Consider the following 11,590-nt stretch of genomic DNA (forward strand, 5'->3'; position numbering starts at 1 on the left):
CGTGTGCCAGGGCTTCTGCAGCTAAGTAACTCATCGTGCCGGCCATTGAAGTTTGGTCGATGATAGGCCAAAAAGAGAACAATCACAGAATCAAGGGTTTGAGGGGTCATCTACCTCATGTATGTCAACACTAACAATAATACTGACGCGAATAACTATCGCTGGATCATGCCGTATTGCCGACCGGATCTGCCACGAGTGGCCGCTGCGGCGGTGCTGTTCATCGTCGACAAGATCATGGTGATGATGGTTCCGATCATCGCGGGAATGATCGTCGACCAGGTGATCGTCGACCATCATCAGGACCGTCTGGTGAGACTGTGTCTTTTCATGATCGGTGTGACCGCAATTCGCGTCTGCGCCCGCTACGGATACCAGATGATCATGGAAAGATTCGGACAGAATTCCATTTTCCGGCTTGTCAGCGATGAATATGAGAAGCTCCATGGCTTGGATTTTCCTTATTTCAATCACACGCGCACCGGCGACATCATGAGCCGCATGACATCGGATACCGATGCGATCCGTCACTTCCTCTCATGGGTGCTATACAACGCGACTGACTGCATCTTTCTCTTCGTGGGATCGCTGATCATGATGTTCACGATTGACTGGAGGCTCGCGCTCGCGCTCGCATGCGTGACACCGTTCCTCTACTTCTTCACCAGGGGGCTTTCGCGGCATGCCCACCCCCTGTTCTTCGACATCCGTAACTCATTGGCACGGTTGAATTCGATGGTTGAGGAAAACATCGAAGGCAACCGCGTGGTGAAGGCCTTCGTGCGTGAACCCTATGAGACGAAGGTGTTTGACAGGCATAACGACGACTACATGCAGCGCAACATGAAGCTCGCATACAACAGCCGCAGGTACATGCCGTGGATGGATGGCTCGTCGTTCATCCTGCAACTCATAACGCTGGTATTCGGGGGCTGGCTCATCATCGACGGCAAGATGACGCTTGGTGACCTGGTCGTGTTCAACAGCTATCTGTGGATGATCGACGGTCCGGTCCGTCAGTCCGGCTGGCTGGTGAACGACATCGAGCGGTTCAACGCATCATGCATCAAGATCCGCTCGTTGCTGACGTCGAAATCGAATATCGTCGAACGTCTCGATGCGGATGCATCGGTGAATCGAGCCTTGCAGATCCGCAAGCAGGTTGGCGAGTCGAGCGTGCTTACTCCAGGAAGAATCAGCGGCGAGATCCGCTTCGAGCATGTGAGCTTTGCATTCGCAGACGATCCAGGGACTCCGATTCTCAAGGATCTGGACTTCTTCGTTCCTGTCGGATCCAAGCTGGGGATACTCGGCGAGACAGGCGCCGGCAAATCCACTCTGGTCAATCTCATCGCGCGTTTCTATGACCCGACCGCAGGACGGGTGCTGCTTGACGGCATCGATGCACGCGACTGGCCGATCGCCCAGCTTCGTTCGCAGGTGAGCATCGTCGCCCAGGAGACCTTCCTGTTCTCGGACACGATCGACAGCAACATCGCATTCGGCATGGATGCGCGCGATGAGCAGCACGTGCGCAACATGGCTTCGGTCGCGGGTGCCGACAGCTTCATCCGCAACATGCCAGAAGGCTACAACACGATTGTGGGAGAGCGTGGCGTCGGGCTGTCAGGCGGGCAGAAGCAGCGTTTGAGCCTGGCCAGGGCCTTGGCCGACGACCCTTCCATCCTGATTCTTGACGACACCACCTCTGCCGTCGACATGGAGACGGAAGCGCTCATCCAAGAGCATCTGCGGGATCTCGACAACAAGAAAACGATAGTGACGATCGCCCATAGGATCTCTTCGATCAAGGATTGCGATCTGATCCTTGTGCTCGAGCATGGACAGATAGTCGAACGGGGCAACCATGAGCAGCTGGTCGCCGATCACGGCAGATACTGGGAAATCTACAGCAAGCAATTAGGCCTGCAATCAGGTCAGTCCGCAGGGTACGAGGACTAGGGGACACAGAATACGATGGCGAAGAAAATACACGACGTCAGCCAGGACCGCAATGCGGACCGGACGCACAACGCTCGACAGCAACGCAACACATTCCGCGAGGACGAGGATCTCGAAGAGCAGATCAACGTTCACGACATAGCCCGGGTAGGGGCATATCTCAAGCCGTATCTTGGCAAGGTCATGAAGATTCTGGCAGTGGTCATCACGATGAGCTGCATAGACGTCGCGATACCGTATCTGACGAAGATAGTCATAGACTCGGTGATTCCATCCAAAAGCGTCCGTGACCTGCTGATTCTCGGAGCGATATTCCTTGTGGCCGTCGTCGCATACGAGCTATGCCTGAGATACCGCACGGTTTCGATAACCTTGGTCGGTCAGCTGCTGCTCAAGGATATGCGTCGCCAGCTGTTCACCCATATCCAGACATTGCCTTTCTCATACTTCGACTCGCGCCCGCACGGCAAGATTCTGATCAGAGTGGTGAACTATGTCAACACGCTCTCTGACACCCTGAGCTCAGGTCTGATCAGCGTCATCTCAGACGTGTTCACCTTCATCATCACGCTTATCGTGATGTTCGCGATCGATTGGAGACTCGCCCTCTGGTCATTGCTGCTGTTCCCCGCGCTTCTGGTATGGGTCCGGATCCTGCAGCATTTCCAGCGCAAGGCATATCAGGTGCTTTCCAACAAGCAGAGCAACCTGAATGCATATGTGCACGAGTCGATTGCGGGTGTGAAGACGACGCAGACATTCGCCCAGGAGAGCTCGCAGTTCCAGACTTTCCAGGAGCAGCAGAGCGACGTTCGAGCCTCGTGGATGAAGGCAGTGCACATCCAGTTCCTCATGTGGCCCGGCGTTCAGGTCATCTCGTCGATGACCATCGCGCTGATCTACTATCTCGGCATCATGAGCTTCGCTGGCGTCAATGTCACCACAGGCGTGCTCATCGCATTCGTGGGGTATGCAAATAATTTCTGGAACCCGGTCATCAACATCGGCAACTTCTATAACCAGCTCATCACATGCTCGGCGTACCTTGAGCGCATCTTCGAGACGCTGGATGTCAGGTCCGAGATCCAGGACAGGCCCGATGCCGTCGAGTTGCCACAGATACGTGGACAGGTCGATTTCAACGATGTCGTATTCCGATATGAGCCGGAAGGACGCAACATCCTGAATCTGGTGGACCTCCACGTCGAACCGGGCAGGACGGTTGCACTCGTCGGACCGACAGGGGCCGGAAAGACGACGATCATCAACCTGCTGTCACGATTCTATGATGTGGCAGAAGGTTCGGTGAAGGTCGATGGCTACGATGTCCGCGATGTCACGCTGGACTCGCTTCGCAAGCAGATGGGGGTGATGCTGCAGGATACGTTCATCTTCACCGGCACCATCAAGGACAACATCCGATATGGCAGGTTGAATGCGAGCGATGATGAGATCGTCGCCGCATCCAAGGCAGTGCATGCCGACGAATTCATCAATGGGCTTCCCCATGGATATGACACCTACATCGAGGAGAGGGGTTCCACGCTTTCCAGCGGTCAGCGTCAGCTCGTCGCCTTTGCAAGGGTTCTGCTTGCAGATCCACGCATCCTGATTCTGGACGAGGCCACCAGCAGCATCGATACCCAGACCGAGGAGGCATTGCAGGCCGGTCTTGCGCATCTGCTGAAGGGCAGGACCTCGTTCATCATCGCGCACAGGCTGTCAACCATCGAGAATGCCGACGAGATCTTCTACATCGATCATGGCAGAATCGTGGAGCATGGAACGCACCAGCAGCTCCTGACGCTGAAGAAGGCGTACTACCGTCTCTATGAGTCGCAGTATGCCATGATCAAGACCGCGAACGGAGTCGCGGACTCAGCACATTGACGATCCGCGCCGGATGGGTGCCGGGGCCGATAGAGGGAGCGCACTGGGGTGAAGCGCGATGAAAGCGCGAACTTTCAGCATGCTTCCATATCGCTGTGCTTGATATAGTCGGAATATGATGTTCACAGGAATCGAGGAATGAGATGCGCTCCAAGAAAATGAGAAACGAGCGCATCGAGTTCCTTCGAGTCTGTGCGATCATTGGCATCTCAGCATTTCATGTGCTGCTCGCCTGGTTTCAGCAGGCCTCTGGTCTGGATGCCATCCACCCTCAGGCCGTCGCCTCCCATGCGAATCTTCTTGCGGAGTCCTTTCCTTCCATGTGGCTGATGAGCGTGGTCAATCTGCTTGGCGCATGGGGAAACCATGTCTTCTACATGATTTCTGGATTCTTCCTGATATCCTCGTTGGCAGCTCAGTCGAGACAGGTCGGATTCTGGCGTCAGCAGTGCGTCGCCACGCTCAGGCGCTGCGTGGTCATCATCGTCACCCTGGCGTTCTATGCGGGCATCGCACTGCTTGTCAATGCATATGTCATGCCGATTCCCGGGGTCGGCGCTTCGACCTGGCTGGGAATGGACCTTGAATTCATATGGCTCTATCTCATATTTGTGGCCATAGCCCCCGCCATTGCATGGGCGATCGAGCGCATCGGCAGTTTCAGGGCTGAGATGCTGGTCGTCGCCATGCTCGTCGTGGTGTATCTGCTCAACGGATACATAGCCTTCTTCGATCAGGGCAATCTGGACGGGCGCGGTCTGGGGGATTGGCGCAAGCAGATGAGTGCCATAACCTATCTGTTCTCCTTCGTTTTCGCAGGTCTGATAGGCAGGCGTCTGAGGGAGGCACAGTCATCGGCCGAGGATTCGAAGCTGCATGGCCTTGTGGAATGCATGAAGTCGCCGAAGGTACTGAAATGGCTGATTCTCGTGGCGTGCGCGTGCATCGTCATGCTGACAGGCATCCTTGCCTTCTCAAGGCGCAATGATCTGCTCTATGCGCTCTCCTTCAAATCGACCTCGGTGCTTTCCTTCGTGATGGCGCTCCTTGCGCTTCTCATATGCGCACTGCCCGAGCGGTCCGTCAGACTGGACTCGCAGAGCGGATCTCGATTCATCGCAGCCATCAACGTGCTCGCTCCTGGAATCCTGGGCTTCTACATAGCCCAGTCGCTGATGCACGAGCTCTGGTACAAGGCAAGCTACTACGTCATGCATGGCTTGCTGGCACAGGCAACCAGGCTCAGTGGTGTGGCGGGCTCTGGCATGCTGGTGGTCTTTTTTGGATTCGCCATACTGTTCGCAGCTGCATTCGCCTCGTTCGTATGCCTCTTCGACCGTTTCTCTCGGCAGCCAGTATTGCGAATGCTGCGGCTCTCTCACTAGCCTGGTTCCTCAGACCTTTCCCTTCATGCCCACCGCGCATCATTATTACCGGAATGTATCGAGTGTAAATGGTTTAATACCCCAATATTTCAATCTTCTAGACCCAGTTAATTTGGCGCTCTTAGCATAAGGGCACGCATTGAGGGAATCGAAGCGTGCGATGTTCATGCGGAACAGCGTTCTAGGCTGATCGTTCAACAGAAATCAAGGGGAAGAAGTTGACGTCATGATGTTAAGAAATCTTCTGATAAAGGCATTGGCGGTCACGACATGCAGCGCCATCGGACTTACGCTCGCCGCCTGCGGTGGATCGAGTTCGAATGCGGCTGACACCAAGGCTGCGACCGCGACGAGTGCCAAGGATCTTGGTGGAATGACGGCTCTGGTCAAGGCCGCAAAGGCAGAGGGGACCATCACTCTGATCGCCTGCCCGGATGACTGGGCCAACTGGGGGAACATCATCAAACTCTTCGAGAGCAAATACGGCATCAAGGTCAATTCCACGAATCCAGAGGCATCGAGTGCCGAAGAGATCAAGGCCGCCAAGGATCTCAAAGGGCAGAAGAACGCGCCTGACGTGTTTGACCTTGGCTCGTCGGTCGCAACGACCAACACCAGCTACTATGCTCCGTACAAGGTCTCGAACTGGAGTCAGATTCCAACGGCCAACAAGGAAACCACCGGATTGTACGTCAACGATTATACGGGTGTCATCTCAATCGGATATGACTCGTCGAAGGTGAGCGCTCCAAAGAGTCTGAACGATCTGCTGAAATCTCAATACAAGGGAAAGGTCGCGATAAACGGAGACCCGACTCAGGCTGGGGCTGCGTTTGCCGCAGTGGGGTGGGCGACCCTGCAGGAGGGCGGCTCCCTGAACGATTTTTCAAAGGGCATCAATTTCTTCAAGAAGCTCAAGGCAGCTGGAAATTTCCTCACGGTCGGCGCAACGTCATCGACCATAGCTTCGGGTGAGACGCCGGTGGTGATTGATTGGAATTATCTCAATGTGGCCGCAGCGAAGCAGAACTCGAACTACAAGACGGTCGTCTTCAAGAAGAACGCATACGGCGCATACTACAATCAGGCGATCAACAAGAACGCCCCTCATCCGGCCGCAGCAAGACTGTGGGAGGAATTCGTGTATTCATCACAGGTGCAGAACCAATTCCTGAAATCGGGAGCCCTGCCCGTTCTCGCAAAGAGCATGGAGAAGGACAAGACAATAGATGCTTCGGCGCTTTCCAAGGCAGGTGGTCTGCCCGATCCGATCAATCTTGCCTCGAACAAGCAGACGGACGCTGCAAATACCCTGCTTTCGCAGCAATGGTCGGCCATCGCCGCTTCCTGACATGTTCCGAAACTCTGAGGAATCTTCGGCATCTCTAGATAAAGGGGCTCGCAATAAATGAACAACTTGAGGAATACGCTCAGGCTTTCTCCGTTCATCGTGTATGTGGTGCTGCTCTTCGCCCTCCCGACGATGCTTGTCGTTGCGAGTGCATTCGAAGGTGGCACCGGCGGCTGGACGCTGAGCAACTTCAGCGTCTATGCCCAACCCGGGGTGATCAAGGCCTTCTGGAACTCCTGCTGGCTCTCCCTGCTCACGTCCTTCGTCGGCGCATGCCTTGGCGCGATTGTGTGCTTCGCGCTGCTGGGCTGCAGTGAGAATGGAATGGTAAGGCGGCTTGTTGACGCTGCGGCGAGCACCCTTTCCCAATTCGGCGGGGTCATGCTCGCCTTCGCGTTCATCGCGACCCTTGGCAGTCAGGGCATGATCACACTCATCCTCAAGAACCTGCTGAAGCTTGACATCTATAGCAACGGCATGTGGCTGTACACTCCGCAAGGTCTGATCCTGCCGTACCTGTTCTTCCAGATACCGCTGATGATCATCACATTCTTTCCGGCTATGGCAAGATTGACAAGCAATCTGGCCGAGGCCGTTGCAAGCCTTGGAGGCAGCAGGCTCACCTATTGGAGGTGCGTGGGGTTCCAGGTGCTGTTCCCATCGTTCATGGGAGGCTTCCTGCTGCTGTTTGCCAACGCCTTCTCCGCATATGCGACGGCTGCTGCATTGATAACACAGGGGTCCCAGATAGCACCTCTGCAGGTCAGGGCCGCGCTCATCAGCGAGACGGGACTTGGCAGTTCAGGCCAGGCAGGGGCCTTCGCGGTCGGGATGCTCGTCATCATGAGCCTTGTCGTGATTCTGTATGCCTTGGCTGAAAGGAAGGCGGCTTCATGGCTGAAATGAAAGACAAGGCGGGTGAAGGCGCAACATGGAAGCCTTACGATCGCCCATCGAAGGCGTTCACTGCGACTGTGCTGACGGTGTTCTGCATCATTCTGGGTTTCCCGCTCATCGGCATGCTGTACTTCACGTTCCGGTCGTCGACCGGAGGATTCACGATAGGGCACTGGGCTGAGCTCTTCGCCTCGTCAACGACCGATATCTGGGATTCGCTTGGCTCAGGACTCGTCAACTCGCTTCTTCTTGTCGCACTGACCATACTCATCGAGTATGCGGTCGTCATTCCTGCAATCATCCTGATCGATGTGCGCTTTCCGAGGGTCCAAAGAAAGATGCGAATATTCATGCTCCTTCCCATAGCGATTCCTGCAATCATTCTGGTCGTCGGACTGGCACCGATATTCTCTGTTCTCTCGGAATTCCTGGGATCGGGAACATGGACGCTTGCATTTGCATACGGCATCATTGCGATGCCTTTCGTGTATACGACGATTGCATCGGATCTTGACGGCATGAATGCCAAGACGCTCACCCAGGCAGCGGAATCGTTGGGCGCAAGCTGGTGGAGGACCCTCATCGACATAATCGTGCCCTCGCTGCGTAGAAGCATAAGCTCGGTGACGCTCATCACGGCGGCGATCGTTCTTGGGGAATATACGATCGCCTCGCTGTTGAATCGTGAGACGCTGCAAACCGATCTCGTGATGATTTCTCAAAGCGACGTATATCTTTCGGTGATCATCACCTTCATAGTCCTGGTCGTCACTTTCGTGGCGCTCTTCCTGGTGAGCGGCATCGGCCGAGGCACAAGAAAATCACGTTCGGGTGAGAAAACGATCTGAAAGGATTTACCATGAGTTCATCCCCAAAGCAGTCTGCGCCCGCTCAAGTGCCTGGAGAATCCGTAACATTTTCGAATGTTACCAAGGCATATGGCGGCAAGGAGGTCCTGCACGCATTCAATCTGGAAATCAAGGCAGGAGAAATGGTCAGCCTGCTCGGGCCATCCGGCTGCGGAAAGTCAACCGCCTTGCGTTGCCTCAGCGGCTTTGAATCCATCTCCGAGGGTTCCATCAGCATAGGGAAGCGTTCCGTCGTAGGCATCCCGCCGCAGAAACGTGGCATCGGCATGGTGTTTCAGCAGTATTCTCTCTTTCCAAACATGAGTGTCATCGAGAATGTGGCCTTCGGTCTCAAAATTAAGAGGACGGCAAAGGACGAGCGCTTGGAAAAGGCCAGAGCGATGCTGGACCTGGTCGGGCTGCAAGGATTCGCGGATGCCTATCCCTCACACCTGTCGGGCGGCCAACAGCAGCGTGTGGCTCTGGCACGGGCGATCGTCGTCAATCCACAGGTTCTGCTGCTTGATGAACCGCTCTCAGCGCTCGACGCCAAGATACGTGTTCAACTGCGAGATGAGATTCGAGCGCTGCAACGCAAGTTGGGCATAACCGCGATCTTTGTCACCCATGACCAGGAAGAGGCGCTCGCAATATCGGATCGCGTTGCGGTCATGCACGATGGGGACATCGAACAGATCGGGGTCCCCAAGGATCTATATCTGGCGCCGAAGACTTCGTTCGTCGCCGATTTCGTTGGCCAGACGAACAGGCTGGAGACAGCCGTCATCGATGGCACCCATGTCGATGTCTGTGGCACACTCGTCCCACTGTCGAACCGGCAGCCCCCCAAGGCGCTCGTTCGTGTGTTCGTAAGACCTGAGAACGTGATGCTTGAACATGGGGAAGACGAGAGTAGGGTTGCCGGCACCGTTATGGGGACGAGCTTCCTCGGTTCGATCGAGAGAACGACCGTGTCGGTTGGACCACTGACTCTTGTCGCGCAGCATGACTCCGGTGAGCAGTATTCGGTCGGTGAACATGTCGGTGTGTCCATACGACCGCAGCCGGTCATCTCAGAGTCAGTCGAGATTCCGTGGGTCGAACATGTCGTTCATCCGGAAAGGAGCTGAGTCATATGAATCAGTCAAGGTCATTGAGCTTTCGCAAGGATGGAACATTCCGCGTCCTGCAACTTGCGGATGTGCAGGATGGGCCGAATGTGAGCAGCGATGCCATCGCTTTGATATCACAGGCTATTGAGAGGGCCGATCCCGATCTTGTGGTGCTCACCGGAGACCAGATTCGTGGGTATGATCCCGCCTACACCCAGACCTTCATCTCTCGGCATGGCAATGCCTATGGGGATCACATCGGTCTGGGGGTTCGCGTCGAGCAGCTGCTGTCCCAGCGCAGTCGGCCATGCGCGGACCCGGTGGATCCTGCGGCCGATATTGATTCCAAACTTGAGAATACCCGTGGGAAGGTAAGGTCGACGCTTCGTCAGTTCCTTGATCCTATCGTGTCACACCACATTCCATTCGCCGTGACATATGGGAATCATGATTTCCAATGCGGCATCCCTGTTGAGGAACAGGATGACATGTATCGCGAATTTGATGGCTGCATCAATCCTTCCGTCAGCGAGCACACCGGTGCATCCGGCCCGTCCTGCGTCAGTCCCGCATGCGAGCCGGGAACCTTCTCCATCGACATATCGTCCTCAAGGAGCAGCTCCGCTGCAATGAGCATAGTGATGGTCAACTCAGGCGATTTTGAGCCTGGCGGTGGATACGGAGCACCATCGGCGAATGCCATCGAATGGCTGGGGAGATCCGTCGGGCATGAGCAGAAGGATGGTGCCGCAATCCCATCCATAGTGTTTCAGCACATCCCTCCCGAGGAGTTCTATCAATGTCTCAAGAGGGTTTCGCCGTTCACACCACATGCCGTTGAGGGATACCGTCGATTCTCCGACTCATGCTATGTCATCAATCGGGAGGTATGCAGACCGGGATCGGTTTTGGGGGAGGGCCCCTGCTGTTCGGAACGAAACGTCGGAGAGGTCTCCGCCTTGCGCAATGCGGGAAACTGCTTTGCCCTGTATTGTGGGCACGACCATAAGAATTCCTTTGTCGGGCACGTCGACGGCATCGATCTTGGATACGCCCCGACGTGCGGGTTCTGCTCATATGGGCCGAAGGCGCGGGAGAGGGCGTTGAGACTGTTCGTGTTCCAGGAGGATTCCCCGGAGAGCTATGAGACCAGACTGCTCACCTATGGAGATCTTGTTGGGCGGCGAGCGCACGATCCGATTCGTTTGCTGGCAGGTGAATACATGGTCTCGGATGCCTCTGGCATGCGCAATCTGCTGCGTCATCCCGCCATCGGCGTGGGAGCGCTGGCCGTGGCATCGAAGGCGGTCATAATGCTGGCGAAGGATATGATGGGTAGACAGGTCAATGTGAAGGAGCATTAATCCATTGAATATCGTAATTCCTCAGGCATCCCAATTCGTATCTCTCGCCCTTACCATGGTTCTCTGCGGATGCATCGGTCTGGAACGCGAATATCATGGCAAGAATGCAGGAATTCGGACGAACATACTTGTCGGGCTTGGCAGCTGGCTCTTCTCGCTGAGTTCGGTTCTTGGATACGAGGCGGTTCGCGCTTCTGGGATGAATTGGGATGGCTCGCGGATCGCCGCTCAGATTGTCTCGGGAATCGGGTTCATCGGTGCGGGCGTAATCTTCTATAACAAGAGCAGAGTCAGGGGACTGACGACGGCCGCCGGGATCTGGGTCTCCGCAGCGATCGGCATGGGCGCCGCATTCAATCTGCAGATACTTGTTCTTTTGGTCACATTCTGCTATTTCCTCACGGTGCTGCTGGTTGCACCCTTGGCATACAGGGCGTTGAGGCGTTTTCACGTTTCCGTTCTGCAGATCGCATACGAGAACGGCAAGGGCTCCCTGCGCAACGCGCTTTTGCAACTCAGCGCTGCGGGGTTCGATGCCCAGGTGATGTCGTCACGCCAGATCGAGCGGAATTCATGGTCTGGCGCGGTCGTCGGCGTAAAGGTCAATGGCAGCATCTCTCCGGAGACCATGGATGCCATCATGCAGATTGATGGGATCAGGGGCATCTCGATCGACGACGAGGCAGAGACGTAGACGTGTATTGATGAGGGGGGCCAGACAGGCGCCGCTCTCCTTGAACCTCCGCTGGCGCTCTCCTTGGCATTGTTCGATCCATGCGGA

The 11,590-nt window shown here is 55.6% G+C and carries 9 protein-coding genes; all 9 read left to right on the forward strand.

The features are described from left to right. Positions 1 to 117: 117 nt before the first annotated feature. The 9 genes from QN062_RS07315 to QN062_RS07355 all read left to right on the forward strand — a co-directional run bounded on the left by QN062_RS07315 (position 118) and on the right by QN062_RS07355 (position 11,503). Entirely contained in the window at positions 118 to 1,962 is a 1,845-nt protein-coding gene (locus QN062_RS07315) for an ABC transporter ATP-binding protein (RefSeq protein ID WP_369341170.1), read from the forward strand. Between the two features lie 15 nt (positions 1,963 to 1,977). After that, positions 1,978 to 3,852, forward strand: a complete 1,875-nt coding sequence (locus QN062_RS07320; RefSeq protein ID WP_369341171.1) for an ABC transporter ATP-binding protein — start codon at positions 1,978 to 1,980, stop codon at positions 3,850 to 3,852. Positions 3,853 to 3,995: 143 nt separating this feature from the next. After that, entirely contained in the window at positions 3,996 to 5,237 is a 1,242-nt protein-coding gene (locus tag QN062_RS07325; RefSeq protein WP_369341172.1) for an acyltransferase family protein, read from the forward strand. A gap of 226 nt (positions 5,238 to 5,463) precedes the next feature. Continuing rightward, positions 5,464 to 6,588: an ABC transporter substrate-binding protein gene (locus tag QN062_RS07330; protein ID WP_369341173.1), complete on the forward strand. Its 1,125-nt coding sequence runs from the start codon at positions 5,464 to 5,466 to the stop codon at positions 6,586 to 6,588. Between the two features lie 57 nt (positions 6,589 to 6,645). Next, entirely contained in the window at positions 6,646 to 7,494 is an 849-nt protein-coding gene (locus QN062_RS07335; protein ID WP_369341174.1) for an ABC transporter permease, read from the forward strand. Next, complete coding sequence (locus tag QN062_RS07340) at positions 7,482 to 8,333, forward strand: ABC transporter permease (protein ID WP_369341175.1); 852 nt, start codon at positions 7,482 to 7,484, stop codon at positions 8,331 to 8,333. Before QN062_RS07335 ends, QN062_RS07340 begins: the two co-directional genes overlap by 13 nt. A gap of 11 nt (positions 8,334 to 8,344) precedes the next feature. Beyond that, positions 8,345 to 9,463 (forward strand): ABC transporter ATP-binding protein, encoded by a 1,119-nt coding sequence (locus QN062_RS07345; RefSeq protein ID WP_369341176.1) that lies wholly within the window; start codon positions 8,345 to 8,347, stop codon positions 9,461 to 9,463. Positions 9,464 to 9,468: 5 nt separating this feature from the next. After that, positions 9,469 to 10,809 carry a serine/threonine protein phosphatase gene (locus tag QN062_RS07350; protein WP_369341177.1) on the forward strand — a complete coding sequence of 447 codons (1,341 nt, stop codon included), beginning with the start codon at positions 9,469 to 9,471 and terminating at the stop codon, positions 10,807 to 10,809. Between the two features lie 4 nt (positions 10,810 to 10,813). After that, positions 10,814 to 11,503 (forward strand): MgtC/SapB family protein, encoded by a 690-nt coding sequence (locus QN062_RS07355; RefSeq protein WP_369341178.1) that lies wholly within the window; start codon positions 10,814 to 10,816, stop codon positions 11,501 to 11,503. The last annotated feature ends 87 nt before the right edge of the window (positions 11,504 to 11,590 follow it).

Origin of the sequence: Bifidobacterium sp. WK012_4_13, assembly GCF_041080835.1 — a bacterium.
GTDB classification, from domain to species: domain Bacteria; phylum Actinomycetota; class Actinomycetes; order Actinomycetales; family Bifidobacteriaceae; genus Bombiscardovia; species Bombiscardovia fermentum.

Coding starts and splice junctions, on each gene's coding strand:
- QN062_RS07320 (WP_369341171.1), top strand. CDS start 1,978: ATGGCGAAGAAAATACACGACGTCAGCCAGGACCGCAATGCGGACCGG.
- QN062_RS07335 (WP_369341174.1), top strand. CDS start 6,646: ATGAACAACTTGAGGAATACGCTCAGGCTTTCTCCGTTCATCGTGTAT.
- QN062_RS07315 (WP_369341170.1), top strand. CDS start 118: ATGTATGTCAACACTAACAATAATACTGACGCGAATAACTATCGCTGG.
- QN062_RS07330 (WP_369341173.1), top strand. CDS start 5,464: ATGATGTTAAGAAATCTTCTGATAAAGGCATTGGCGGTCACGACATGC.
- QN062_RS07345 (WP_369341176.1), top strand. CDS start 8,345: ATGAGTTCATCCCCAAAGCAGTCTGCGCCCGCTCAAGTGCCTGGAGAA.
- QN062_RS07350 (WP_369341177.1), top strand. CDS start 9,469: ATGAATCAGTCAAGGTCATTGAGCTTTCGCAAGGATGGAACATTCCGC.
- QN062_RS07340 (WP_369341175.1), top strand. CDS start 7,482: ATGGCTGAAATGAAAGACAAGGCGGGTGAAGGCGCAACATGGAAGCCT.
- QN062_RS07325 (WP_369341172.1), top strand. CDS start 3,996: ATGCGCTCCAAGAAAATGAGAAACGAGCGCATCGAGTTCCTTCGAGTC.